Annotated in this window: 28 protein-coding genes; 4 read left to right on the top strand and 24 right to left on the bottom strand. The window is 35.3% G+C overall.

Annotated features, from left to right (window positions below; genetic code table 11):
- Window positions 1-245: 245 nt before the first annotated feature.
- Window positions 246-620 (bottom strand): S1 RNA-binding domain-containing protein, encoded by a 375-nt coding sequence (locus HFC68_RS04945; protein WP_002834538.1) that lies wholly within the window; start codon window positions 618-620, stop codon window positions 246-248.
- A gap of 112 nt (window positions 621-732) precedes the next feature.
- Here HFC68_RS04945 and HFC68_RS04950 point away from each other — a divergent pair, with 112 nt between their 5' ends.
- A complete protein-coding gene (locus HFC68_RS04950; RefSeq protein WP_002834539.1) occupies window positions 733-1,377 on the top strand; it encodes a VTT domain-containing protein in 645 nt (214 codons plus the stop codon).
- Here HFC68_RS04950 and HFC68_RS04955 read toward each other — a convergent pair.
- The 20 genes from HFC68_RS04955 to purB all read right to left on the bottom strand — a co-directional run bounded on the left by HFC68_RS04955 (window position 1,374) and on the right by purB (window position 17,139).
- Window positions 1,374-2,000 carry a TIGR01906 family membrane protein gene (locus HFC68_RS04955; protein ID WP_011673558.1) on the bottom strand — a complete coding sequence of 209 codons (627 nt, stop codon included), beginning with the start codon at window positions 1,998-2,000 and terminating at the stop codon, window positions 1,374-1,376. The two genes, HFC68_RS04950 and HFC68_RS04955, sit on opposite strands and share 4 nt — an antisense overlap.
- Window positions 1,991-2,767, bottom strand: coding sequence for a TIGR01457 family HAD-type hydrolase (locus tag HFC68_RS04960; RefSeq protein ID WP_002834541.1), 777 nt, complete (start codon window positions 2,765-2,767; stop codon window positions 1,991-1,993). The genes HFC68_RS04955 and HFC68_RS04960 overlap by 10 nt, the downstream gene beginning before the upstream one ends.
- The gene (locus HFC68_RS04965; RefSeq protein WP_011673559.1) at window positions 2,768-3,304 is read right to left on the bottom strand and encodes a YutD family protein; all 537 of its coding nucleotides are present in this window, start codon (window positions 3,302-3,304) and stop codon (window positions 2,768-2,770) included.
- Between the two features lie 62 nt (window positions 3,305-3,366).
- A complete protein-coding gene (locus tag HFC68_RS04970) occupies window positions 3,367-3,975 on the bottom strand; it encodes a metallophosphoesterase (protein ID WP_011673560.1) in 609 nt (202 codons plus the stop codon).
- Complete coding sequence (locus tag HFC68_RS04975; protein ID WP_011673561.1) at window positions 3,972-5,336, bottom strand: amino acid permease; 1,365 nt, start codon at window positions 5,334-5,336, stop codon at window positions 3,972-3,974. Before HFC68_RS04975 ends, HFC68_RS04970 begins: the two co-directional genes overlap by 4 nt.
- Before the next feature lie 91 nt (window positions 5,337-5,427).
- On the bottom strand, window positions 5,428-6,432 hold the full coding sequence (locus HFC68_RS04980) for a class I SAM-dependent methyltransferase (RefSeq protein ID WP_011673562.1): 1,005 nt from the start codon (window positions 6,430-6,432) through the stop codon (window positions 5,428-5,430).
- A 17-nt stretch (window positions 6,433-6,449) separates the two neighbouring features.
- Window positions 6,450-6,728 (bottom strand): hypothetical protein, encoded by a 279-nt coding sequence (locus HFC68_RS04985; protein ID WP_036673347.1) that lies wholly within the window; start codon window positions 6,726-6,728, stop codon window positions 6,450-6,452.
- 4 nt (window positions 6,729-6,732) lie between these two features.
- Window positions 6,733-7,167, bottom strand: a complete 435-nt coding sequence (locus tag HFC68_RS04990; RefSeq protein WP_011673564.1) for a ComGF family competence protein — start codon at window positions 7,165-7,167, stop codon at window positions 6,733-6,735.
- A 143-nt stretch (window positions 7,168-7,310) separates the two neighbouring features.
- The gene (locus HFC68_RS04995) at window positions 7,311-7,790 is read right to left on the bottom strand and encodes a type II secretion system protein (RefSeq protein WP_229564061.1); all 480 of its coding nucleotides are present in this window, start codon (window positions 7,788-7,790) and stop codon (window positions 7,311-7,313) included.
- Window positions 7,750-8,055 (bottom strand): competence type IV pilus major pilin ComGC, encoded by a 306-nt coding sequence (gene comGC, locus HFC68_RS05000; RefSeq protein ID WP_002834551.1) that lies wholly within the window; start codon window positions 8,053-8,055, stop codon window positions 7,750-7,752. Before comGC ends, HFC68_RS04995 begins: the two co-directional genes overlap by 41 nt.
- On the bottom strand, window positions 8,052-9,086 hold the full coding sequence (comGB, locus tag HFC68_RS05005; protein ID WP_233418263.1) for a competence type IV pilus assembly protein ComGB: 1,035 nt from the start codon (window positions 9,084-9,086) through the stop codon (window positions 8,052-8,054). The genes comGC and comGB overlap by 4 nt, the downstream gene beginning before the upstream one ends.
- Window positions 9,040-10,002, bottom strand: a complete 963-nt coding sequence (gene comGA / locus HFC68_RS05010) for a competence type IV pilus ATPase ComGA (RefSeq protein WP_167399711.1) — start codon at window positions 10,000-10,002, stop codon at window positions 9,040-9,042. Before comGA ends, comGB begins: the two co-directional genes overlap by 47 nt.
- A 118-nt stretch (window positions 10,003-10,120) precedes the next feature.
- The gene (rbsK, locus tag HFC68_RS05015; RefSeq protein ID WP_002834357.1) at window positions 10,121-11,032 is read right to left on the bottom strand and encodes a ribokinase; all 912 of its coding nucleotides are present in this window, start codon (window positions 11,030-11,032) and stop codon (window positions 10,121-10,123) included.
- A 110-nt stretch (window positions 11,033-11,142) separates the two neighbouring features.
- Window positions 11,143-11,880 carry a YebC/PmpR family DNA-binding transcriptional regulator gene (locus HFC68_RS05020; RefSeq protein ID WP_002834358.1) on the bottom strand — a complete coding sequence of 246 codons (738 nt, stop codon included), beginning with the start codon at window positions 11,878-11,880 and terminating at the stop codon, window positions 11,143-11,145.
- A 102-nt stretch (window positions 11,881-11,982) separates the two neighbouring features.
- The gene (locus tag HFC68_RS05025; RefSeq protein ID WP_002834359.1) at window positions 11,983-12,381 is read right to left on the bottom strand and encodes a hypothetical protein; all 399 of its coding nucleotides are present in this window, start codon (window positions 12,379-12,381) and stop codon (window positions 11,983-11,985) included.
- The gene (locus tag HFC68_RS05030; protein ID WP_002834360.1) at window positions 12,374-12,703 is read right to left on the bottom strand and encodes a hypothetical protein; all 330 of its coding nucleotides are present in this window, start codon (window positions 12,701-12,703) and stop codon (window positions 12,374-12,376) included. The genes HFC68_RS05025 and HFC68_RS05030 overlap by 8 nt, the downstream gene beginning before the upstream one ends.
- Window positions 12,696-13,985, bottom strand: a complete 1,290-nt coding sequence (locus tag HFC68_RS05035) for a Y-family DNA polymerase (protein WP_167399712.1) — start codon at window positions 13,983-13,985, stop codon at window positions 12,696-12,698. Before HFC68_RS05035 ends, HFC68_RS05030 begins: the two co-directional genes overlap by 8 nt.
- A gap of 474 nt (window positions 13,986-14,459) precedes the next feature.
- Window positions 14,460-15,017 (bottom strand): elongation factor P, encoded by a 558-nt coding sequence (efp, locus tag HFC68_RS05040; RefSeq protein WP_002834362.1) that lies wholly within the window; start codon window positions 15,015-15,017, stop codon window positions 14,460-14,462.
- A gap of 237 nt (window positions 15,018-15,254) precedes the next feature.
- A complete protein-coding gene (locus tag HFC68_RS05045) occupies window positions 15,255-15,812 on the bottom strand; it encodes a cysteine hydrolase family protein (protein ID WP_011673569.1) in 558 nt (185 codons plus the stop codon).
- Window positions 15,813-15,840: 28 nt separating this feature from the next.
- On the bottom strand, window positions 15,841-17,139 hold the full coding sequence (purB, locus tag HFC68_RS05050; RefSeq protein WP_011673570.1) for an adenylosuccinate lyase: 1,299 nt from the start codon (window positions 17,137-17,139) through the stop codon (window positions 15,841-15,843).
- 180 nt (window positions 17,140-17,319) lie between these two features.
- On the opposite strand from purB, the gene HFC68_RS05055 reads away from it, so the two are divergent.
- The gene (locus tag HFC68_RS05055) at window positions 17,320-18,615 is read left to right on the top strand and encodes an adenylosuccinate synthase (protein WP_002834365.1); all 1,296 of its coding nucleotides are present in this window, start codon (window positions 17,320-17,322) and stop codon (window positions 18,613-18,615) included.
- A gap of 23 nt (window positions 18,616-18,638) precedes the next feature.
- On the opposite strand, the gene HFC68_RS05060 is transcribed toward HFC68_RS05055, so the two are convergent.
- The gene (locus tag HFC68_RS05060) at window positions 18,639-19,511 is read right to left on the bottom strand and encodes a hypothetical protein (protein ID WP_205598753.1); all 873 of its coding nucleotides are present in this window, start codon (window positions 19,509-19,511) and stop codon (window positions 18,639-18,641) included.
- A 199-nt stretch (window positions 19,512-19,710) separates the two neighbouring features.
- On the opposite strand from HFC68_RS05060, the gene HFC68_RS05065 reads away from it, so the two are divergent.
- On the top strand, window positions 19,711-20,442 hold the full coding sequence (locus HFC68_RS05065; RefSeq protein WP_002834367.1) for an MIP/aquaporin family protein: 732 nt from the start codon (window positions 19,711-19,713) through the stop codon (window positions 20,440-20,442).
- A gap of 55 nt (window positions 20,443-20,497) precedes the next feature.
- On the opposite strand, the gene ccpA is transcribed toward HFC68_RS05065, so the two are convergent.
- Window positions 20,498-21,502, bottom strand: coding sequence for a catabolite control protein A (ccpA, locus tag HFC68_RS05070; protein WP_002834368.1), 1,005 nt, complete (start codon window positions 21,500-21,502; stop codon window positions 20,498-20,500).
- 162 nt (window positions 21,503-21,664) lie between these two features.
- Between ccpA and HFC68_RS05075 the strand changes: the two genes are divergently transcribed.
- The gene (locus HFC68_RS05075) at window positions 21,665-22,759 is read left to right on the top strand and encodes a Xaa-Pro peptidase family protein (RefSeq protein WP_011673572.1); all 1,095 of its coding nucleotides are present in this window, start codon (window positions 21,665-21,667) and stop codon (window positions 22,757-22,759) included.
- Window positions 22,760-22,815: 56 nt separating this feature from the next.
- Here HFC68_RS05075 and spxB read toward each other — a convergent pair whose 3' ends face one another.
- Window positions 22,816-24,564: a pyruvate oxidase gene (gene spxB, locus HFC68_RS05080; RefSeq protein ID WP_011673573.1), complete on the bottom strand. Its 1,749-nt coding sequence runs from the start codon at window positions 24,562-24,564 to the stop codon at window positions 22,816-22,818.
- Window positions 24,565-24,691: the final 127 nt, after the last annotated feature.

Genomic DNA, 24,691 nt, shown 5'->3' on the forward strand with positions numbered 1-24,691 from the left:
ATTTGTAAGACCCTACACTATTGATTGTCAAAATTTTGTTCAGTTTTCAAAGGTCTACTATCGTTGTCATATCAACGTTGTTAGCGCTTTTGACAACTATTTAACTATACCATCGAGAACAATCACTGTCAACAACTTTTTTTAAAATCATTTAACAAGTTTTTTAATTATCGATGTGCGCCTTATCAATGCCGCTCAAATATAATACCAAGTTTTCACACCTAACGTCAAGTAATTTTATGAAATTAATTTAATTTCTCTTTTTTCCATTGTTCCATGGCGATTTCTAAGGGTTTAAAACCACTAATATAATGGGCTTTGGTCCAATATTTCTTATGTCCAACATATAAGTTGCTTGGCTTAGGATATTGGTGTAAATCTCCTTTAGTTTCCTTTAAAGAACGAATTGATAACGAAAACTTTTTATCACCATCATCCTCCATTACGATTGCTTTTATTTTTTCACCAATTGAAAAAGTGTTTCTCAGATTCTTTATATATCCGTCATCGCATTCTGAAACATGAATTAAGCCTTTTCGTCCATTACGATCCAACACGAACACGCCATACGGCTTAATTCCAACTATCGTAGTTGAAACAATTTCTCCTAATCTATACATAATTAAAACCTCCAATACTTAATTTTACGGTAATATTCTTTTAAATACAAAATACTCTTTAGAATATGTAATAATATATAAGATACGTTCATAATTTGAAAGGAATGATATTTTGCAAGTTCTCATTGATTTTGTTTTACACATTGATTCTCACTTAGTAACCATTGTAAATAGTTTCGGAGATTTAACCTATTTACTCCTTTTTGCAATTATTTTTATTGAAACTGGGGCTGTAATTCTCCCCTTCCTGCCTGGCGACTCACTTTTATTCGCAGCTACCGCCCTTTCCGCAAAACCTGAATACGGACTACACGTTTGGATTTTTGTCGGGCTTTTCTGCCTAGCCGCTTTATTAGGAGATTCCTTAAACTTTTATCTAGGTAGACACGTTGGTATGGCATTAAGAAAACACCGTTTCTTTGGTAAATTCATTAGTGATGAAAAAATGGCTGAGGCTGAGCACTTTTTCGAAAAACACGGTAACATCTCAATTACTTTAGCACGTTTCATGCCAATCATTCGAACTTTCGCTCCATTTGTTGCTGCTGGTTCTAATATGCCTTATAAAGATTTCATCCGTTACAATATTATTGGAAATGTAGCTTGGGTTGCAATTTGCTGTAGTGCTGGATATTTCTTTGGTAACATCGCATTTGTAAAAGAGCATTTCTCACTCGTAGTAATCGGAATCATTGTGGTTTCCCTAATTCCAGCTATTGTTTCCTTTGCCAAATCAAAAATAAAAAAGCAGGTCTAGTTGACCTGCTTTTTTACTACCCAAAATGAAATGGCTAAATATAACTCCAATAAACCGAACAAGAAAACAAAACAAATTGTAAAAAAGTTATCTGTTAAAACATTAATAATTGGGTCTGTAACGGGATTAAAAATCCAATAATTGTTATTAAAAAATGCCTGATGAAAGAGAACAAACCAATGGTCAAAATCTAAGCTTATAAAAATGACTACTAAAGGGACCAATATCATCGAGTTTTGTAATCCGCCAATTAATTCCCACCACTTCTTATTTTTAGCAATATAACGATATAGAATTATTACCATACAAATAGAAAATACCATTACAATCGTATTTAGCATAAATAAATTTTTCACTTCCGCCATATGAACTAAACCATGTTCAGAAAAGGGAAAATCATCGAGTTTTAATCTATGGACCCATGGAAGCTCTAGATATGCAATCAATTGGTAATAATTAACCATAATTTTATTTGTAGACATCCCTACCAGTTTAGTTAGATGCGCATTGATAGTGAACCTAAACAAAAAAATAGAATTAATTGTCAGAAAAATAGCACTACTTAATCCTGCTATATCCAATAGCAAGCTATATAATAATCTTTTCCAAAATCCTATTGCCATTCATCAAAACTATCAACTTCATGAGTAGGTTTAATGTCTTGTTTTGCAACGAGCTCTTTAGTTGAAACTCCCGTATAGACAAGCAAAGTATCAATCCCAAAATTAATACCAGCGGAAATGTCGGTCATGTAATTATCTCCTACCATAACTACTTGATCCTTAGATAATCCAGTCACTGCTAAAGCTTTTTCCATAATAATGGTTTCAGGTTTACCTATATATAGGGCTTGTTGTTGCGTAGAACGTTCCAATAAAGCAATCACAGAACCCGCACCAGGTACTAATCCTCGTTCATTTGGTAAATTGGTATCAGCATTCGTACCAATAAACTTAGCGCCCTTTTTAATCGCTAACGTGGCAATTTCAAACTTGTGATATGTAACGTCATAGTCTAACCCAGCAACAACATAATCGGGATTATCTTCGTCCATCTCAAAACCTTTTGATAAAATAGCTCGCTTAAGTCCTAATTCACCAATAATATAAACTTTTCGATGTTTTTGATCAGCGATACCATCCAAATAGTCTGCCGTAGCCAAAGCGGCCGTGTATACATTGGATGCTTCTGCTTTGATATCATGATTGTCCCTTAAGTTCTTAGCCACATCTTCTGGTGTTTTGGTTGTATTGTTAGTTAAAAAAAGGAATGGAATATTATGTTCTTGCAATCGTTCAATAAAGCGTTTAGCTGCAGGAATTTTTTCTTTTCCCCGATAAATGGTTCCATCTAAATCAATTAAATATCCGCCGTAACTATTAATCTTCATCTATTTCTTCTCCCTGATTGTAAATGTTTTTTGTCGTTTCTTCTTACCGGTCCCCACAACCTCGTTATTTCTCTTTGATACTGGTTTACGACTCTTTTTAGTCTTTTTAGGTTGACGCCCCTTACTGTTTTTCTTTCTAGGGGTAAGTTTCTTTTGCTCTCTCAACCACTTATTTTTAGCTCGTTCATTAATTTGCATGTTCCGTAAGATAAAATATGGGCAACCAAAGCCACAATACTCATTTAGGTAATCTTGAACTCTGCTAATCTTCATTTCACTAGGTGCTAACATATCATCAGCATAAAACCCCTTCAATCTTAGCTGTCCTGAACCTATATCTCCTACCAAAAAATCATACCTACTAAATAATCCTACAAACCGTTCTGCAAGTAACTCTTCATCAAAAGCTTCTCGATAGTTCACTTCTAGCCGATATTCATGGTCATTGATTAGAATTTCATCATCACTAACACGGTTAACCTTATTAATGACCGGTCTTCTCATTTCAGATAATTCTTCATTTGTTTTCTTACTCATCTAAATTCTCCACTCATCAATATAAAACTTATCCTAAATAAAAAAAGAAGAAAGGTCAACGCCTACTTCCTTTTTTGAAAATCAATTTTCTTACCATTGATGATTTGTTCTATGTCAGATTCTGAAAATGGCGCTCCAAATGGAATCGCATAATCTAAATAATCTTTTTCAGGAGTATCCACACCCACATTAATATTTTCCTTAATATTTACGCTGTAATGGTGGATATGACCATGTAAATTAATTACCTGTTTTACAATTCCTAACATTATCGGATAATGACTCATTATTAATTGGCGATGATTCATCTTAATGATAGTACCCACATCATGAAATTGAAATTTAGATTGTCCATTTAACAAATAATTATTAGCTTGAAGATATTTGAATAAACTTCGTGCGTCATGGTTCCCTTTAATTAAAACAATGTGACCATTTAAAGAATTCAATAATCTGAATATTTGTTCGTTAGCCCTTTTTTCAGGTCTCACAAAATTCAAAGCCACATCCCCTAAGTGATACACCGTATCCCGATCGGTCACTCGATCATTCCAATTTTTAATGATTGCTGCATGCATATCTTCGATATTGTCAAAATCGCGTGGAGCAAAGTCTTTATCTTTTAACAATTCTTTATGAAAAAAGTGTGTATCCGAGGTGAAAAATTTCAATCCATTAGCTCCCCTTTTCCCTTAATTTTCGCTACCGTAAACATTACACCGAACCAAATTAATGATCCAATTAAAGCAATCGCTGTTTCCTTTTGCAATAATAATACAACGCCCACGAAACTTAGGAAAGTTAATACAATATAATTACTAATTGGGAAAAATGGCATACTGAATTCTTTTTTAGCCTGCTTTTGACCTTTTTTATATTTCAAATGAGCTAAGACAATCGTTCCCCAGATAAACAAGAAACAGGTTGTCGCAATACTAGAAATTAGTGTAAATACTCCTTCTGGCATCAAGATATTTAAAATGACTGCTACTGCAATCACTAGCGATGATAACAAAATCGCATTTTTGGGCACTTGACTTTTAGACAAGGTACCTAGTCGTTTACCTAGTTTGTTTGAACTTCCATAGGTTAATGAGAATAGCATTCGTCCAGTTGTGAACAGTGAACTATTACATGCTGAAGCCGCTGCCGTTAGGACCACAAAGTTAATGATTCCACCTGCTCCTGGGATACCGATATTCTTAAAGACTTGTACAAAAGGGCTTCCATTGGGATTAATTTCATTCCAAGGATAGATTGCCATTAAGAAAAATAGCGCGCCAACATAAAAGATACCAATTCGCACTGGTATTTCATTAATAGCCTTAGGGATTACACTTTTAGGATCTCTAGTCTCAGCGGCTGTCATCCCTACCATCTCAATACCAACAAATGCGAATAAAACCATTTGAAAAGAAAGGATAAAGCCTTTCAATCCTTGCGGAAAAATACCGCCAAAATGTATTAAATTAGTAAGGTCGGCATGTCCTACGTTTGTTTTAGAGTGTAAAAGTACCATAATAAAACCAATGGCAATCAAAGCCACTATTGCAATAATTTTAATAATTGAAAACCAAAATTCAGTCTCTCCAAAAGCCTCAACCGTGATCAAGTTTAGCCCGATTAATAAAATAAGGATAATAAATCCTGGAATCCATTGTGGCACACTTGGAAACCAATACCTAACGTACATTCCGGTTGCCGTAATCTCAGCCATTGCAATCGTTATCCAGCAAACCCAATACGTCCATCCCGTGACAAATCCTACTTTTTTTCCTAAATATTTAGTTACAAAAGTTACAAATGAAGTTGATTCTAAATCTGATAACAGTAGTTCACCTAACGCTCGCATGAGCCAAAAACAAACCAATCCAGTTACAATATATGCTAATAGAATTGACGGTCCTGCTAAATGAATAGAACTTCCTGCCCCAAGGAAAAGCCCCGTTCCAATCGTTCCTCCAATCGCAATTAACTGAACGTGCCTGCTCTTTAAATTCCGAGCCAGCTCATTATTACCATTTTCTTCCATAATCAATTCCCCCCAGAAATGTTTCAAAAATTAAAAAATCATTAGACTTTTAATAGTCTAATGATACATAAAACTTTTTAATTAGTAAAACCTAAAATAAGTTCTTTTGAGCCCATTTCTTAAAATCTTGTAAGAAATCAAGCATTTTTTCTTGATTATTGAATTCTGGGAATTCTCCTAATAAAACTTGTTCTGCCTGTTTAGCACTAGCTCCAACCTTTTGCAAAATGAGAATTGACTTCTGCGCCTGTTCATCTTTAAACATTTTGGTAGGCAGATTCAAAATTGCTTGCAAATAAACTTTTTCGTGGAAAAATGATAATAATTTTTTAGCCTCTTGAGTTTGAAATAAATTACTTGGAACTAGGAAAACCCCATACCCTCCCGGTCGGATAGTCTTCATTGATTGCTCAATTAATAAATGGTGTACAAAAGAATGTCCCTCCTTGCTTCTCGTTTCAAAGCCCTTAGTCCGTTCGTCAATAGGATAATAGCCAACCGGCAAATCAGATACCGCAATATCAACATTCTTTACAAATAAATCATCAATACTGTCTTGATGGAAGAGCTCCACCTCTAGTCTTTCAAAAGTAAATGACATGCTAGCAATCGAAAGCATCGTATCATCATTATCTACACCAATTCCTTTAAAATTAATTCGTTTAGTTTGAAAATAATTTAAAATTGTTGATAGTAGATTACCTGTACCTACAGCGGGATCAAAAATTGTTAATTGATTTGAATCAACTTTTAAATTTTCAATAATGTAGTTAAAAAGCATTCCAACTGCTTCCGGTGTAAATTGATGATTTGCTTGAATTCGTTCTTCTTTGTTAGCACGAATCATAACCAATTGGATAGCTTTTCGTAATTCTTCCGGGCTATAATCATTGTACTTAAAACCTTCATATATTTTTTTTAATTCGCCAATAATTGCTTCGCTAGGCTTCCCGTCTTCAACATGAATTTGACCAGAAATTAGATTGTCACCTGTTTCAATAAATGCATCTAGAAAATCAACGTCCAATTCCTCTTTTAAAATTTCAATTGATTTCTCGAATGTTTTATAAATCTTTTTAATAGTTTCTGTATTCATTTATAAACTCCTCTTCACTAATAGCCACTTTCATTAAATTCAACCTTTACAGTATTACCTTTTAGGACTTTTATAGTCAAGTTATTATCATCATTTATTTTAACAGTTCCATATTTCGGATCATCTAAAAACCTTATTTTTTGTTTTCTATTCTCTAACACAAACTTATTTGCTAGAATCTTAGTCTTGGTTATTTGTTGTTCATCTTTTAACCTCAGTATTACTTGCCGCGCTTGCTCACCAATCAAGAGACTAATTCCAGATAAAAAAGATAAAACAAATAACGCCGTAATCATTGCACTACCGCTTTTTTTGAGGCGGGATATATACATATGAGATACTCTTCTTTCCATTTGAAACTAATTTAATTTGGATTAAATTTCTTTCTTTTTTAAAAAATACGTGTTGCACACCCAAAACTAGTGGCATATGTCCAGGTGTATATCTCAACATATCATGATTGACATAACTTCCTAGATAATAACGTTTCTCTTCAGTTTTGGAATATAGAGTTAATTGGTCACTTCTAACTTCAACCAATTCAAAAGCATGCTTTGGTGACTCCAAGTCTTGGACCACCTCTGTAATCTTCATATTAAAATTTTGTTGAGCCTTATTTTGAGCACTTTTAATTAAAAGTACTGCTAAATTAACAATTAAAAACATTATCATCATTGCTAATACAGCTTCCATTAATGTAAAACCACTCTTTTTATAACTTTTGTCTAATTTCATTTAATATTGTCCGCTCATAACTTAGTTCAATCTGTTCTCTATTTATTTTATCGTTCCACATATGCCATGAATTCAATATAACTGTGCCAAAGCCTCCTAATAAAAATAAACTAACGATTCCTTCGTATAACAGTGTTCCTTGTTTATTTTTCGGTAATTTCATAAACTCCCCAACCCATTTGTGCTGATAACTTATATTTAATTTTTCCATTGGATTCTAGCATCACATTGATTGGTGTGACCGTTCCATTTTTGCCAATATTAATGGTTCGATCATAAACCGGCTCCAATCCTTCAGGTAACTCCAGATGTTTTGAAATTTTATGACCATTCCGATAACACAAAAAAATTACCTCATGCAAATTCTTCTGAAAAGTTACCGTAGCTTTGTATCCATCATAAGCTGTTAGACGTTGTGTATCCTTCCAACTCATTTCAAATCTTCTAAAAAATATTTTTTCATTATTGGCGCTCTGAGCTCCTTTAAAACCACCATAACCCATTAAGATCGTTCCACTTGTTATTAAGAGAACGATCATCGTCTCTAATAGTGAAAATGCTTTTTTCAAATAACAGCTAACTTTAGCTTCCGACTGCATGTCCATCATTAATCTTAATGCCATTTCGATTAGCCTGTTGAACTTGTTTATCAGATAAGTAACCTTTGTCCTGTAATTCATCTAAGGACTTAGGCAACTCGTTGTATTCATTTTCGTACAAATCTACTTGAGTTTGAACCACTTGCGTCATCGCATCCCCTTGGATATGTCTAGCATTTTTCTTTTGACTAGTGACATTGGGTAGAATAATTAAAATTAATAATGAAATAATAAATAAGACGATGGTCATTTCAATCAAAGTAAAACCTTTTTTTATTTTCGCTTTCATTTTGACACTTCCTTCATTGAGTTATACATTGGCATTAAAAGATTCATGTACATCAAAACAATGACAATTCCGATTATGCCAAACAAGATTGGCTGGACAATTAAAATCATTCGTTCAATTTTTTGAATCAAAGTTTTGTATTTAATCATTGATAATGCATGCACTTCTTTTGATAATGTTTCTTTTTTACTCCCTTTACGCAGCAATAAGTCTAGCTCAATTGGTAAATAAACCGATTTCTTTATTACCGAACTAATATCTTGACCACTAGCCATGCTTTTTTCGACCCGTCGGCCAATTTGATGAAGTAAAGACTGGGAATCTAAAAGGGTTAAATACTTACAAACACTTCCCATTGACATACCGCTACTAATAAAAAATGATAAATTTGCTGTTAAGTAGTAATGACAATATGTTTGATACAACTGGCCAAAGATTGGTATTCTACATAGTAAAGCGACTTGATTAGCCATACTTTTCTTTTTAAATTTTAACCATAAATATAATATTCCTACTATAATTCCAAATAACATACCAATTATTACCAATTTAATCACTTGACTTTGAACACTTGCTGTCCCCGTATTCCAATTAGCCAGTTCAGGCATAATATAAATTCGCATCCCTAGCATCATTATTCCCAAGAATGCCATTAAAAAAACGGGATATTGAATTAACGACTTTAACTTCTTACGTTGCTGACTTTGACTAGTAAAAATTTTAGCGATGGTTTCCAAGGTTTGCTCTAATCCGCCGTGTTGATCGGCAATTTCTAATTGATAATAGATATTAGTACTTACATACGGACCAAAAGCTGTTGAAAATGATTTACCACGCTGCAACTGATTAATCACCTTTTCCATGGGTTTAGCAATCGCTGGACGCATAATTCGAACAAGTTCCACACTCTTGCGAATCGAAACGCCCATTTTCATTAAATCAACCATAGTTGAAAAAATAAACGCTTGATCATTTAATTGGATCCTATCCGTATTGGAAATCTTCAAATACTTCTTTAGTAATTTGGCCACTTTCCTTCCACTCCTCTAGTCGTTCTGTCCACTTCTTCTTTGTTCCTTTCAGGGCCGGATGGAATGATTTAATTTCTGCCATAATTTTTAAATCACCAACCTTAGCAGGAATCATTCTTTGATAGATAACTGCCGTTAAGGCTTCTTTTAAGTGCTCTTCTCGTACACCTAATTCAACAATTCGATTCCATACCCCTTGGGTACTTTTAGAGTGAACGGTGGTTAAAACTAAATGACCACTTAACGCAGCTTGAATCGCAATTTCTGCAGTTTTACCATCTCGGATTTCGCCAATAATAAAAACATCTGGTCGATTCCTTAAACCATTTTTCAGTAATTCTTGATACGACATCCCCGATTTTTCATTAACTTGCAGTTGCAAAAAATTATGTTCGCGAATTTCTACCGGATCTTCAATTGACATTACCATCTTGGTTTCACTTAATTTACGAGCTACTTCGTAAATCAACGTTGTTTTTCCGGAGCCCATTGGACCTGAAAAAACCATTAATCCCCGAAGCTTAGTTGCTAGTTGGATTTTTTCCATACTTTCGCTATCCAAAATATGTTCATCTTGCTTTAGTACATATATAAAACGAATTACCATCGAAGGTCGATCCAAAAAATCGCCCACCGTAGATATTCGTAAATTAACTAATTCTCCCTGGCGGTTTAACCAAGTCATCGCCCCACTTTGTGGCCTTCGTCGCTCACTGATCCCCATATCAGCCCGATATTTGATATACATCATAATTTGTTCTGCTTCATCTCTATCAATCAGGGCAGACTTTCGGTACCCTCCCGCATCTCGATATAATAATTGATATTTATCAAATCGCGACATAATGAATAAATCACTATCCCGATTGACAAGACACTCTTGGATGATTTGATTTAGCTTACTGGTTATATTCATCTCACGTCCTCCTCACCGTATATATACTCAAAAACAGAACATTTATTTTTTAATTAGCTAAATTTAGACAACAAAAAAACATGAACCATTCAGGTTCATGTTTTTTTGTTATGACTATTTATTTTAGAACTTCTTTGCGTGTTGGAATTGATGGTTGGGCACCCATCTTTTGAACAGCCAGCGAGGAAGCTTTATTGCCATACATAATGGCTTCTTTTAAGTTACTTAAATCTGGCTTCAATTCCGAACTAAAAGATCCTAGGAACGTATCTCCAGCTGCTGTTGTATCAATCGCATGCACTTTAAACGCCGGAACAATGCCGCTCACGTCGCCATCATCATAATAAACCCCTTTACTACCTAGGGTAATAATGACCGTCTGGACTCCCATTTTATGTAATCTTTGAGCTGCTTCTTTCATTGAAGCATCGTCCACAACCGTAACGCCTGTTAAAATTTCAGCTTCAGTTTCATTGGGCGTGATAACATCCGTCAATTGAATTAATTCCTTAGGTAAATTTTTAACTGCAGGAGCAGGATTTAAAATTGTTTTGATTCCAGCTTGTTTAGCAATTTCGAAGGCATATTTAGTTGTTTCAAGTGGAGTTTCCAATTGAGCAACGATAAAATCAGCTTGTTGAATTTTTTCAGCTGCCTTATTGACATCATCCTCATTTAACTCAGCATTAGAGCCTCCATAAATTAAAATTCGATTTTCACCGGTATTTTCGAGCATTACAAAAGCTTGACCTGTATCCGCTACTTTGGAGGTTGCCACATATTCCGTTGAAACCCCGCTATCAAGTAATTGTTTAAGCATAAATTGCCCATTCGCATCGGTTCCGACTTTACCAATAAAACTAGTTTCTGCACCTGAACGAGCCGCTGCAATTGCTTGATTGGCTCCTTTTCCACCACCGGCCATTTGCTTATCTTTTAAAGCCAATGTTTCCCCTGGTTCTGGAAACCGTCCAACTTGTAAAATTGTATCCACATTTAGACTGCCAAGAACGACCACTTTATTACTCATTACGCCACCTCAGTTATATGTTATATAAGTAAATTTTATCATACTAAATTTTCAAATTCTTGATTAAATAAAAAAAGCAAGAACTTAATTGTCCTTGCCTTTAATAATTATTATTCAGCGTCTTCAGGTAATGTAGCTGCTTCATAAACTTCTGAAACATCATCATTATCTTCAAGTTCATCAATTAAACCTGTATATTGTTTAACTTTATCTTCTGGAACCATTGTTTCGTTTTCAGGAATCATGGTTAATTCAGCATTAGCCAATGTGTATCCCTTTGCTTCAAGAGCATCACGAACAGCAGCAAATTCCTTAGGATCAGTATAGATTTCAAATACCTCTTCTGATGTTTGTACATCGTCTGCACCTGCATCAATTGCATCTTCCATCATATCATCTTCATTTTTATCAAGGTCTTCACGACTAATAACAATGTAACCCTTACGATCAAACATGTAAGAAACTGAACCTGAAGCCCCTAGTGAACCACCATGGTGAGTGAATGCTGAACGAACAGCAGCTGCAGTACGATTCTTGTTATCTGTAAGAGCTGACACGATAATAGCTGTACCAGCTGGTCCATATCCTTCATAAGTAATTTCTTCGTAGTTAGCACCACCTGCGCCACTACCCTTATCAACGGCACGTTTGATGTTGTCTTTTGGCATGTTGGCTGCGCGTGCCTTATCCATCATTAAACGTAATTGAGGGTTAGAAGAAGGGTCCGGACCCCCAGCTTTAACTGCAACATAAATCTCACGAGAGATTCGTTGGAAAATTTTACCACGCTTTGCATCTTGGGCGTTTTTACGACCTTGAATATTATGCCACTTTGAATGTCCTGACATACCCGAACTCCTTCTTTCATTTCAATTTTTTATCTGTTCATAGACGTTTAATATATTACGTATTATAGTGGGGTTTGTCAATGCTTACATTCAATCCTCACCTTACCCTTTTCCATTGTTCGCTAACCTAATCGAACGCATCATCGAAATGCTAACAAACTTTCCATCACCTAAATATACAGAATCTTCATTAAATCCTTTAATACGCGATTTTATTGCATTTTCAAAGAGTAAATCACGGTTACATTCATTTAATTGAATTTCAACTAATAGTTGCTCTTCATATGCCCGAGCAACTTTTAATCTGATTTCACCTTGTTTCATTCTTGGTGGAATTTTTTGCTCATAAAATATTTTGTTATCATTTCTCTTACGTTTAATTGCTACAGTATGATCTGAAAGAAAAAAGCCTTGCCACTTTATCATTCCTCGATCAATATACACATTATCAAAAAAGTTTTGAACTACTTGAGGATCATATTGATTATTTTTATTATTCATCTCTACGCCTCTTTTTTTGAATAACTTTTTGACTAGTAGGCCAAAGTTGATTTTCAAATTGAATAAATTTTATAGTAAACTTCCAGCGTTGCTGAAGCCCGCGTACAATCTCTTCTAGATCTATCAATGTATATTTTTCAAGCGTATGAATTGGAATAGAACGTTCCCTTTGCCCTCGTCGTTGTTCACTAAAAAAAATATTATAAGAATGATCATAGATATCATTAACAATTACAATCCAAAATTGAGTGTTAAATTTTGAAACATTAAACAGTGTTTCAATTCGCTGGTTAATTAAAGTTAATTCTTGTTGCTTATTCATAAGCATTCCCCCCATTATGTCCACCTACTAGGCTGGCCCGCTGGATTGCAGTACCACCTTTAGTTAAGCTACGTGCGTAAACTAAAGCGGTAAAGCCATATTCAGCTCTAATCTGGTCAACCAGTTGATCAGTTTGATGTTTGGAAATCCTCGGAAACGGTTCGAATAGATTCAATTGTTCACCAATCTGATAGCTCAATTTAGCAGTAAAGATAGCTATATTACGAACAGGTTGCCCTTTCCAGTACTTTTGGAAAATTTCCTTAGCATATTTAAAAATTTCTACATTACTATTAGTCGGAATAACCTTCAATGACTGGCTAAACCCACTATTTATCGTAGACTGGTAACTAAATCCAATACTTAACGTTAGCTCACCACATTGTTGACACCGATGTCGTAACCGTGCAGCTACCTGCTCACTAATCTCTTTAATTACAGTTTCAATTTCACATTGCTGCTGATAATTTCTAGGTAACACTTGGGAATTACCCACACTATTTTCTTTAGGTTTTACCCTTTCACTTAGAATCGTTCGATCAATGCCCCACGCTGTTGCAAACAATTGAGTTCCAATTATTCCAAACTCTTGTTTTAAAAAATATGGATTACTATGTGCTAACTCATTCATATTGTTAATACCCAGTTTTTGCAAACGCTCGGTCGTCCGTCTTCTAATTCCCCACACATCTGTCAACTTAGGAATCATCCATACTTTTTGGGCTACTGTATTGTATGTAATTGTGCCAATCAAATCATTGGATTTTTTAGCGAAATTATCCAATGCTAGTTTAGCTTGCAATGGATTTTCACCGACACCGATTGTTGTGTATAAGCCTAACTGCCTACGTACTTTATGTTGAATTTTTTTAGCAACTTCTTCAGGAGTTTCTCCAAAAAGTTTCCAGGTTTTAGTAATATCTAAAATTGATTCATCAATGGAATATGGATATAAATCTTCTTCTGCCACATACTGTTTAAATATTTCGTTAATTTGAAGATTACGCTTAATATATAGATTCATTCGTGGTGGGACCATTATAATTCTTGGATCACACGGTAAATCCCTTTGTCGCGAGACGTTAGCTTTCAATCCAAAAAGTTTTTTGGCCATCGGTGATGTGGCTAAAATTAGTCCACCATTGGTATTTTCCTGCTCAGAAATTACTACCATAACAACTTTTAATGGATTTAGCCCGCGCATAACTGCTTCAACGCTGGCATAAAAAGATTTATTATCAATCATTAAAAAAACACCCTTGGGTTCTTTATCATAATTCATTAAATCTGCCTCCGCTCTCAATTATACGAACATATGTTCTTTTTGACAAGAAAAAAATAAAAAACGCTTCTTAAAAATAGAAACGTTTCTTATTAACGAGGGGGCGACTATCCCGATTAAAAGATAGTAGAATATATTAAGTTTTGGGACAATGTAATATTATTGAGCTATTGCTAGCTTTTGAGTTAGACTCATTGATTTTGGGGGTCAATAAGTATTTTATATTCTAGCTTCGCCACTTAGTGCTCGTTTTCTTGATTGTAAAATCATTTTATAACTGCCCTTAAACGTAGTTTTTGCTAACTACAAATTTATCCTAACATACCCGCTGATGATATGCGATGCTTATTTCTAAATCGGGTAAAATATCTATTATTCCTTTTTACAGTTAGGCTCCAAGAGAATCATTCATCTATCAAAAAAGCCGATAAAAAAAGGATTAATAGTATTCCTACTATCAATCCTTTTAGACAATTACGCGCGTTTTGTGTAAGTTCCTTTTTCAGTATTAATTACTAGAACTTCGCCTTCTTGGATAAAGTCTGGAACATTAACTACTAATCCAGTTTCCATTGTAGCTGGTTTACCTGAACCAGTAACTGTAGCTCCTTTAATTGATGGTGCGGTTTCAACAACTTTTAATTCAACCGTTGTTGGTAAATCAACCCCAATTACTTCATTACCATAAAAACTAATTTTAACCATTGTATTTTCCAAAAGATATTTTAATTCACTTTCAATACTTGATACTGGTAATTCATATTGTTCGTATGTTTCAGTATCCATGAAAACAGCCATATCATCTTGACGATAAAGATATTGAGCTTCTTTAGTATCAAGAATAGCTTGTTCAACTTTTTCAGTTGGACGCATAGTTGTTTGAACAGTTGAACCTGCTCGTACATCATATAACTTCATTTGCATTACTGTGTTACCTTTACCAGGTTTATGATGGTTAGTTTCTACAACCTTAATCAATTTACCATCCTTAATGAACGTCATGCCTGCTTTTAAATTAATTGCTTCTACCATATTTAAAATCCCCTTTTATTTAATAATTTCTATAATTTTTGATTTTTCAATTCCCAGACTAGTTAGGTGGGATTGAAAAAATACTACTAATTATTTTTAACGTAAAGTTCATTATTAACTCCGCTTTAATTCGACTTAATACTTCATTCTATCATAAATTAGGCTGATTTTTGACTACCACATAAAAAGGAACCCCTGAAAAAATAATTTTCTCAGCGGTTCCCATTTATATTAATCCTATTCAACCTGAGCACCTAGTGCATTCTTAAAATGTTCTAGTGCCCATTCTTGACCATGTTCTGTAAAGGTTGCCACACCTTTTTCATTAATAATAATTCGATAGCCTAAATTATATGCATCAACGGCAGTATGAAGGATACAAATATCCGTACATACCCCCACTAGCCGTACTGTATCAATTTTACGAGCTCTTAGTTGCATATCTAGGTCCGTTCCAGTAAAAGCACTATAACGAGTTTTATCAAGGATTTTAACTCGTTGATTAGCTTTATTTAAATCGTACCAATCCTGCAACTGCCCGTAAAAATCACGTCCCCATGTTCCTTTGAGATTGTGTGCAGGAAATAACTTAGTTTCTGGATGATATGGATCGCCTTCTACATGTACATCAGTTGGCAAAAACACCCAACCGTCTTCACGTAGCTCTTGGTTCGCCAACTTGATAATCTCTGATTCAATCTTTTGTCCAACTACTCCTGTAGTTAACGCACCATTCGATGCCACAAAATCATTCGTATAATCAATTACAAGTAACGCTTCATTTGATTTTTTCATCAAAATTCCTCATCCCTTTTAATCTAAATTATGCTTCGATACCACACCGTTGGTAGATTGCATCAACGTTTTTAAGATGGTATTGATAGTTAAAAATAGCTCGAATTTCTTCATCATCAAGAATTGACTTAATTTTATCATTTTCAAGTAGTAAATCCATAAAATGTTGCCCAGTATTCCATACCATCATAGCGATTGGCTGAACTGTATCGTAGGCTTCCTCGCGGGTCCAACCTTTATCAATCAATTTCAACATAACTTGTTGAGAAAAAATCAATCCATGAGTCATTTCAAGGTCTTTTTGAACTTCATCTTCATTAACTACCAAGTTATTTAAAATCCGATTCATTCGTGTAAGAATGTAGTCAACTAAAGCTGTTGAATCTGGTAAAATTACACGTTCAGCAGACGAATGAGAAATGTCTCGTTCATGCCATAAATTCATATTTTCAAACGCTGTTATCATTTCTCCACGAACAACTCGACTTAGTCCTGAAACATTTTCAGAACCAATAGGATTACGTTTATGAGGCATCGCTGATGAACCTTTTTGTCCTTTAGCAAATCCTTCTCGCATTTCATTGACTTCTGTACGCTGTAAATGTCTAATTTCAGTTGCAATTTCTTCAATTTGGGAGGCGATTAAGGCCAAAACACTCAAATATTCTGTGTGTAAATCACGTGGGAGGATTTGAGTCGAAATTTCTTGATGCCCAATTCCAAGCATTTGGCAAACCCATTCTTCAATTTGAGGAGTAATGTTAGCAAAAGTCCCCACTGCCCCACTAATCTTGCCAACTTCGATGTTTTTACGGGCATGATTAAAACGTTCAATATTACGATTAATTTCTGAATACCAGCGTAAAAATTTTAATCCAATTGTAGTTGGTTCGGCATGAATTCCATGAGTCCGTCCAACGGCAATTAAATCTTTATATTTGATTGATAGTTCTTTCAAGGTTGTTTTTAGTGTTTCTAAATCTGCCGAAATAATTTCATTAGCAGCTTTGAGTCGAAGCGACTGCGCTGTATCGACAACGTCTGTACTGGTTAATCCGTAATGAATCCATTTTCGCTCTTCGCCTAAAGATTCGGAAACGGACCTAGTAAAGGCAATTACATCGTGATGCGTTTGACTTTCAAGCTCATCAATTCGATCTAAATCAAACTTAGCTTTCTTTTCGATTAGTTCGAGATCTTGATCAGGAACCTTTCCATCCTTATTCCAAGCTTTAACAACGGCTATTTCAACGTCAAGCCAACTTTGAAATTGGGACTGGCGGTTCCAAATTTTTTGCATTTCGGGTCTTGCATAACGATCAATCATTTGATTACTCCTTTGAATTAAAAATATTTACCTCTCCATTTTACCAAAATCTTCAGTATTAATAAACACGAACCATTAAAAGAATTACCTTTTGTATAATTCGGTTTATCCCTTTTATTTTTTTGGTAAACTGTGTTATCATCTTTAGAGTTGTGTATTGATAAAAATGGAGGAATAAATATGACAGCTACAGTAGTAATAGGAAGCCAATGGGGCGATGAAGGAAAAGGAAAGATTATTGATTTTCTTGGACAAAGTGCTGATGTTACAGTGCGTTATTCAGGTGGAGATAATGCTGGTCACTCACTTGTGGTTAACGACCAAAAATTAGCTCTTCGTTTAATCCCTTCCGGAATTCTTGCTCCTAATTCAATTTGTATCATTGGTAATGGAACAGTGATTAATCCTGCTACCCTACTTGATGAAATTAAAGAATTAAATGGAGTAGGTGTTAACACTGATCATTTAAAAATTTCTGATCGTGCTCATATTGTTTTCCCATATCACATCTTACAAGATCAACAACAAGAACGTGATCGTTCTAAAAATGGCGAAAAAATTGGAACAACTAATAAAGGTATCGGCCCAGCATACATGGACAAGATGCAACGTATTGGTATCCGAGCTATTGATCTATTAGACAACGAAACTCTTGAAGAAAAAATTGCTTTTAACCTTGAACAAAAGAAACGCATTCTGGACGAAGATCTTTGGAATCAACTTCCAAGCTTAAAGGAATTGACCGCTCAGTACATTGAATATGGAGAAATTCTTAAGGACTATATTACTGATACAAGCTACCTAATTCACACTAACTTAAATGATAATAAACGCGTCTTATTTGAAGGAGCTCAAGGTACTATGCTTGATATTGACCATGGTACTTATCCTTTTGTTACTTCCTCTAATCCAACTGCCGGTGGAGCTGCTACGGGTGCAGGAATTGGTGTAACTAAGATTAAACACGTCATTGGTGTATGTAAATCTTACGTTTCTCGCGTTGGTGAAGGCCCATTCCCAACTGAACAAATCAACGAAGTCGGTGATCGAATCCGTGAAATTGCTCATGAATATGGTACCGTTACTAAACGACCTCGTCGAATTGGATGGTTTGATGGCGTATTAATGAAATACGTTTCAGAAGTTAATGGGCTAACTGATTTAGTTGTTAACTGTTTGGATGTCCTTTCAGGATTTAAAGAACTTAAAATCTGTACTGGTTATCAAACTGATCACGGCGTAATTAAGTATTATCCTGCTTCAGAAAAAGAACTTAAAAATTCAACTCCAATTTATGAAACTCTTCCAGGTTGGGATGAAGATCTTACTCAAATGACTACTTACGAAGAATTACCAGCTAATGCTAAAAATTATCTTAAAAAGATTGAAGAAATTACTGGAGTTCCAGTTAGCGCCTTTTCAATCGGCCCTGATCGTGAACAAACCATCGTCTTAAATGATATGTGGTCAGACTAAAATAAAAAAAGAAGTAAAAATCATTAACGATTTTTACTTCTTTTTTTATTGACCTGATTAGCCCCAAAAGACAACACCAATAAAATGATTCCTAATATTAAAATACCAAGTGCCATAGTTAACTCACGTAATAAAATATCTTGTCCTGCTTGCTCAACAATCCCTTTAATTACAGCATATTGGATTGGCAAATCATTAAGAACATTTGATACATAGGCGATGGCACTAATCACAGTAGCAAATGCCCCAACCGTCACCATCATGGAACCTAATAAATTGAGACCGCGTCGTTTAATGAAAGCAAAGAATGTTAGTATCAGCAGTCCTACTGCACTAATCGCCATCATGATTTGATTCAACTTTTGTAATTTAGCTACCTGTCCCGCATAATGCGTTAGTTTTTGCGTATCCAACTGGCTATTAAAAATATTAGCAACTTGATTAACAATAATCGAAACTATCCCTTGTTGTATCATTCCGGACGTGCCAATATTTGCATTAACTTCTTCCGTAATGATTGATTGATCTAACTTGACTTCCTCACCAGCATAAAATTCACCAATCATTGACTTCAATTCATCATTAATTACATTATCAGGGATCAAATTAGTCTGTTGAATCCCTGCTTGTTGCAATTGTGTATTAACTTGCTGATTAATTGTACTAGCCGCATTCGATTTAACCACCTGACTTTGAACATAGTTTACATTAAAGACGGTTTGTTTAGCTGAGAAAGTTAAAAATAGTAATAACCCACAAATAATCATCAAGACTCTTATCCAAAACAGCCTTGGTTTTCTGTCAATTGTCGGATTTTTTTCCTGAAGCGTTTCTCTTGTCATCCTTGTTTCTTCGATTGGGACCACTCCTCCATTAAGCTCATAATATATCTTCATTTTACCACTATTCCGTAATCTCTCATTACTCTTCAAGATATCTTAAGACTTGCTATACTTGTTTTCATCCAATTTTCTTATTTTTTGAGAAATGTTAAGAAAGCTTTACATATCGCCCTTGCATATTGCCTTTCAAATAAGATATACTCATAAACAGTGTGTTTTACGTAAATTTTATTTTTAAGGAGTTTTACATAATATGGAATATAGTTTTTTTGCCAAGTTAGCAGCTGAATTTCTTGGTACAGCAATTTTAGTTCTTTTAGGTAATGGTTCGGTTGCTAACGTTGAGCTTAAAGGTACAAAAGGTAACGGTAGTGATTGGTTAGTCATCGCAGTTGGGTACGGATGTGGTGTAATGGTCCCTGCATTAATGTTTGGAACTATTTCTGGAGCTCAAATTAATCCTGCTTTCACCATTGGTTTAGCAGTTTCAGGAATGTTCTCATGGTCTCAGGTCCTTCCTTTCATTATTGCCCAAATGTTAGGTGCTATTTTCGGACAATTAGTAGTTTATTTTGCTTACAAGCCTCATTATGATTTAACTACTAATACTGAATCAATTTTAGGTACGTTTAGTACAATTGATGCTAGTCATAGCTCTTGGAATGGTTTTGCTAACGAATTTATTGGTTCATTCGTCCTCTTCTTTGGGGCTACAGCCTTTACTCATGCTCCTTATTTCGAGGCTAATAAAGGATCAGTATTTATTGCACTTGGTTTTCTAGTTGGTACTTTGGTTGCTTCACTTGGTGGTGCTACTGGTCCAGCTTTGAATCCTGCTCGTGACTTAGGTCCCCGTTTAGTTCACGCAATGCTCCCAATCAAACATAAAGGATCATCTCAATGGGGTTACGCATCAGTTCCCGTTGTTGCCCCAATCTTAGCTGGTATTTGTGCCGTTGCTTTGTATAAAGGACTTTTCCTATAACATATAATTAAACAAAAAATCCGCTTCTACCTAATGTAGAAGTGGATTTTTTCTTTTATTTAGTAGATTGTCTGAAGACCATATCAAATGGAAGAGTAATATTACGTTCTTCGACTTCTTCTTTATTCATTAATTTAGTTAAAAGACGCATTGCAACCGCCCCAGTATCGTACATTGGGTGACCAATTGAACTAATTTGTGGACGAACCATCTTAGTCAAGCTAGTATTATTACTTGAAATAATTTCGAAATCTTCCGGAACTTTAACGCCGAGATCTTGAAGGCCGTTAAGTAAGCCCACCGCTAAACTATCATTAGCAACAAAAGCGGCCGTAACGCCCGTTGTAGAAGCAATTTCGGATGCTAACTTAACTCCATCTTCGTAAGTATTACTTGTTTCAAAAACTAGATTTTCGTCATAATCAACTTTAGCTTCACTTAAAGCAAGACGATAACCTTCTAATCTAAATTTACCATTAACGGGTTCAGAAAGCGGACCTGAGATAAAAGCAATCTTCTTATTTTTATTATCAATTAGTTTATTGACTGCTTCGTATACTGCAGCCTTATTATCGATACTTACAGAAGGCAAAGTGTTCTTATCATCTACGGAACCAGCAAAAACGACTGGTGTACGAGCTGCTTTAAACGCTTCTCGTAAACGATCGTCAACGGCATTCCCCATATAAATGATACCGTCTACTTGCTTAGCTTGTAAGTTTTCAAGCACTTCAACCTTTTTATCAACATCTTCGTCAGAATTTTCTAAAATGATATTGTATTTGTACATTGAAGCAATATCATCAATTCCTCGTGCTAACGATGCAAAAAACATTTGAGTAATATCTGGTAGAATTACTCCAATAGTAGTTGATCTCTTGCTAGCAAGACCACGAGCTACTGCATTGGGATGGTAATCCAAACGTTCGATTACTTCGTTAACCTTTTTTCTTGTAACAGGTTTAACATTAGGATTTCCATTAACAACGCGTGATACTGTGGCCATTGAAACGCCCGCTTCTCGAGCAACATCGTAAATTGTGATGGTTTGTTTTGCCATATTATATTACCTCTTCCATTGATATTATTTGTTTTCATTCTGTTTTCATTGCCATGAATACGTTATCAAATTTTCAGCATACTTGCAACCTTTTTTTATTTTATTACCTATTTCCCTATGTGCTATAATCTAACTATCCGAATATAAGAAAGAAGAGATTAAATGTCACAATTAGATAAAGTCCAAGCATGGGTTTCAGATCATAAGTTAGACGTTGCATATATTAGTAATTTTGAAAGTATTAAATACTTAACTGGTTTTGGTAGCGACCCTATCGAACGCGTTTTAGCTTTATTTGTTTTTCCTGATCATGAACCATTCTTATTTGCTCCTGCACTAGAAATTGAAGCAATTAAAGATACTGGATGGAATCACCCCGTTTATGGTTATTTAGATCACGAGAAGCCCTTTCAATTAATTGCTAAATATATTCGTGAACGCAATGCTAACCCTATTCACTGGGGAATTGAAAATAATAATCTTACATTTGATCGTTATGAAGTACTTCGTTCTGAATTTCCAAATGCTAAATTTGAACAAAACTTAACTCCAGTTTTTGAAAAACTTCGTATGATTAAAACTGCCGACGAAATCGAAAAATTAAATGCTGCTGGTGCAGAGGCTGATTACGCCTTTGAAGTTGGTTTCAATGCAGTTGCCGCTGGTAAAACTGAAGCTGATGTTGCTGCTGAACTTGAATATGCTTTAAAAAAGCGTGGTGTAATGGAAATGAGTTTTGATACTCTCATTCAAGCGGGCGCTCATGCTGCTGAACCCCATGGTGCAACTGGCATGAACCAAATTCAAAATAATGAATTAGTACTTTTCGACTTAGGTACCATCCATGATGGTTATATTAGTGATGCTTCTAGAACGGTCGCTTTAGGAACTTTAAATGACAAACAAAAAGATATTTACAAAGTTTGTCTAGAAGCTCAATTAACTGCCCAAGCTTACGCCAAACCTGGAATTACTGCTGCTAGTTTAGATAAAGTCGCACGTGACATCATCGATAAGGCCGGTTACGGTGAATACTTCATTCATCGCCTAGGACATGGAATGGGTATGGGAGAACACGAATTCCCATCCATCATGGAAGGAAACGATTTAATCCTCCAAGAAGGTATGTGTTTCTCAATCGAACCTGGTATCTATATCCCTGGCGTTGCTGGTGTTCGCATTGAAGACTGTGTTCACATCACTAAGGATGGTTGCCTACCATTTACCCATACTTCAAAAGAACTTAGATATCTATAATATTTCTACCAAAAAGCACTTCGGTTCTAAGCCGAAGCGCTTTTTATATAGCCTAATTATTCGGCAGAATATTGAGCTAAATATTCATCAAATGGCTTCAATTCTTCTGCATCCCATTCTTTAAGAAATTCAGGTGTATACAATGTATCATCCTGTTCCAAATCAAGTTCAACTGGAATCCCTCGTTTATCCGTGATATTGGCATCAATTAACACCGGACGACCAGCTTTTACTTCTGCAACAGCATCATCAAAGGCCTTTTCAAGCTGACTAATTTCATCGACTCGAATTCCTTTAACACCCATTCCTTCGGCAATTTTAGCGTAGTCAGCATCAGTTAAATCTACCCCGAATTCATCTTGAGGAACGTCATCTTGTTCAGACTTAATAAAACTTAGATGGCGGTTAGATGTAACGATGTTAATGATTGGTAAGTTATAACGTTTTTCGGTAATCATATCCTGCATTACCATTGAGAACGCTCCATCTCCAGCAATATTGAATACTTGACGATCTGGATAGCTTAACTTGCTAGCCATTGCTCCAGGAATTCCACAACCCATAGTTGCAAACAAAGCTGAAGTTAAGATTTTTTGTTTAGGATTCATATCAAGGAAACGGAAACTATTAATAATATTATCCCCAACATCCATTGAAAATACGGCGTCGTCATCTGCAATTCGGTTAATTTGTTGATAAACTTGTTCGTATTCTAGAGGTCCATCTGCCCGATTCATCAAGCCCTTTAGGTATTTACGCCAGTCTTTTTGGGCAGCCACAGCCGCTTTGTAGAATGGACGCGGTTGAACGGCTTCGCTAATTTCATCCAATTTTTCAACGAATAATTTAGCATCTGCCCAAATTCCTAAATCAAGTGAATGATGGCGCCCAAAAATAGCTTGATCATTATCAACTTGAATATACTTAAATGGTCGATCTCCATATACAATTGCTGCAAATGGGAAGTTAGCACCAATTGAAATTAAAAGGTCCGTTTTCTTAATTAATTCATTAGAAACCTTAGAAGCCGCTCGGTTAAATGGCCCCATATTCCCCTCATATTCATCAGGGATTACGCCCTTAGCTAACCCAGTAATTACGATTGGAATTTGAAGTTTTTCAGATAATGCCTCAACTTCTTTGGTGGCTCCGCGAGCACCTTGTCCTAAATGAATAACTGGATATTTAGCATTTTTAATCATATCCCAAGCATCTTGCACTAATTCAGAATCAGGTTGAGGTTTAATCTCAGGTTGATTACGTGTTTTTTCAGTAGAATAATTGCCAGTTGGGATTTCTACGTAGCCAAAGTCATTCGGAATAATAACTACCGCTACTCCCTTTTCTTTATATGCCATACGAATCGCTTTATCAATTACATATGGCAAACTTTCTGGGGTCATCACAATTCGATTGTAAACCGCAACGTCATCGAACATAGGAGATTCATTGAATTCTTGGAAGTAATCATAATTCATTCGGGTATGTGGGACTTGTCCTACAATTGCCAAAACAGGAACATGGTCTTCCTTTGCATCATACAATCCATTAAGTAGGTTGACTGCGCCGGGTCCTGCTGACCCAAAAGCTACCCCAATTTTACCAGTCAATTTGGCGTCAGCTGCTGCTGCAAGTGCCCCGACTTGTTCATGTCGAACTTGGATGTATTTAATATTGTCTTGTTCTTTTTGCAAAGAATCCATAGTTGAATTAATTGATCCCCCAGGGTAACCGTAAATATGGTCTACACCCCATGATTCAATTACTTTTAACATTGCTATTCCTGCTTGAATTTTTTCTGCCATGAATAATTTCCTCCTCAGCTTTTTGAAAACGTTTTCGTTTTTCATATCTGATTATTTATCTTTTATAAGTAAAAATCAATAAATATGCTTACCGAGTAAAATCATCACCATTTCAAAATAAAAAAGA

This window comes from Pediococcus sp. EKM201D, assembly GCF_011800215.1.
Lineage (GTDB): Bacteria > Bacillota > Bacilli > Lactobacillales > Lactobacillaceae > Pediococcus > Pediococcus pentosaceus.

Excerpts from the sequence above, each read along its gene's own strand:
- HFC68_RS04945 (WP_002834538.1), bottom strand. The coding sequence starts at position 620 with ATGTATAGATTAGGAGAAATTGTTTCAACTACGATAGTTGGAATTAAG.
- HFC68_RS04955 (WP_011673558.1), bottom strand. The coding sequence starts at position 2,000 with ATGGCAATAGGATTTTGGAAAAGATTATTATATAGCTTGCTATTGGAT.
- HFC68_RS04960 (WP_002834541.1), bottom strand. The coding sequence starts at position 2,767 with ATGAAGATTAATAGTTACGGCGGATATTTAATTGATTTAGATGGAACC.
- HFC68_RS04965 (WP_011673559.1), bottom strand. The coding sequence starts at position 3,304 with ATGAGTAAGAAAACAAATGAAGAATTATCTGAAATGAGAAGACCGGTC.
- HFC68_RS04975 (WP_011673561.1), bottom strand. The coding sequence starts at position 5,336 with ATGGAAGAAAATGGTAATAATGAGCTGGCTCGGAATTTAAAGAGCAGG.
- HFC68_RS04980 (WP_011673562.1), bottom strand. The coding sequence starts at position 6,432 with ATGAATACAGAAACTATTAAAAAGATTTATAAAACATTCGAGAAATCA.
- HFC68_RS04985 (WP_036673347.1), bottom strand. The coding sequence starts at position 6,728 with ATGATTACGGCGTTATTTGTTTTATCTTTTTTATCTGGAATTAGTCTC.
- HFC68_RS04990 (WP_011673564.1), bottom strand. The coding sequence starts at position 7,167 with ATGAAATTAGACAAAAGTTATAAAAAGAGTGGTTTTACATTAATGGAA.
- HFC68_RS04995 (WP_229564061.1), bottom strand. The coding sequence starts at position 7,790 with ATGGCATTAAGATTAATGATGGACATGCAGTCGGAAGCTAAAGTTAGC.
- comGC (WP_002834551.1), bottom strand. The coding sequence starts at position 8,055 with ATGAAAGCGAAAATAAAAAAAGGTTTTACTTTGATTGAAATGACCATC.
- comGA (WP_167399711.1), bottom strand. The coding sequence starts at position 10,002 with ATGAATATAACCAGTAAGCTAAATCAAATCATCCAAGAGTGTCTTGTC.
- rbsK (WP_002834357.1), bottom strand. The coding sequence starts at position 11,032 with ATGAGTAATAAAGTGGTCGTTCTTGGCAGTCTAAATGTGGATACAATT.
- HFC68_RS05020 (WP_002834358.1), bottom strand. The coding sequence starts at position 11,880 with ATGTCAGGACATTCAAAGTGGCATAATATTCAAGGTCGTAAAAACGCC.
- HFC68_RS05025 (WP_002834359.1), bottom strand. The coding sequence starts at position 12,381 with ATGAATAATAAAAATAATCAATATGATCCTCAAGTAGTTCAAAACTTT.
- HFC68_RS05030 (WP_002834360.1), bottom strand. The coding sequence starts at position 12,703 with ATGAATAAGCAACAAGAATTAACTTTAATTAACCAGCGAATTGAAACA.
- HFC68_RS05035 (WP_167399712.1), bottom strand. The coding sequence starts at position 13,985 with ATGAATTATGATAAAGAACCCAAGGGTGTTTTTTTAATGATTGATAAT.
- efp (WP_002834362.1), bottom strand. The coding sequence starts at position 15,017 with ATGGTAGAAGCAATTAATTTAAAAGCAGGCATGACGTTCATTAAGGAT.
- HFC68_RS05045 (WP_011673569.1), bottom strand. The coding sequence starts at position 15,812 with ATGAAAAAATCAAATGAAGCGTTACTTGTAATTGATTATACGAATGAT.
- purB (WP_011673570.1), bottom strand. The coding sequence starts at position 17,139 with ATGATTGATCGTTATGCAAGACCCGAAATGCAAAAAATTTGGAACCGC.
- HFC68_RS05055 (WP_002834365.1), top strand. The coding sequence starts at position 17,320 with ATGACAGCTACAGTAGTAATAGGAAGCCAATGGGGCGATGAAGGAAAA.
- HFC68_RS05060 (WP_205598753.1), bottom strand. The coding sequence starts at position 19,511 with ATGAAGATATATTATGAGCTTAATGGAGGAGTGGTCCCAATCGAAGAA.
- HFC68_RS05065 (WP_002834367.1), top strand. The coding sequence starts at position 19,711 with ATGGAATATAGTTTTTTTGCCAAGTTAGCAGCTGAATTTCTTGGTACA.
- ccpA (WP_002834368.1), bottom strand. The coding sequence starts at position 21,502 with ATGGCAAAACAAACCATCACAATTTACGATGTTGCTCGAGAAGCGGGC.
- HFC68_RS05075 (WP_011673572.1), top strand. The coding sequence starts at position 21,665 with ATGTCACAATTAGATAAAGTCCAAGCATGGGTTTCAGATCATAAGTTA.
- spxB (WP_011673573.1), bottom strand. The coding sequence starts at position 24,564 with ATGGCAGAAAAAATTCAAGCAGGAATAGCAATGTTAAAAGTAATTGAA.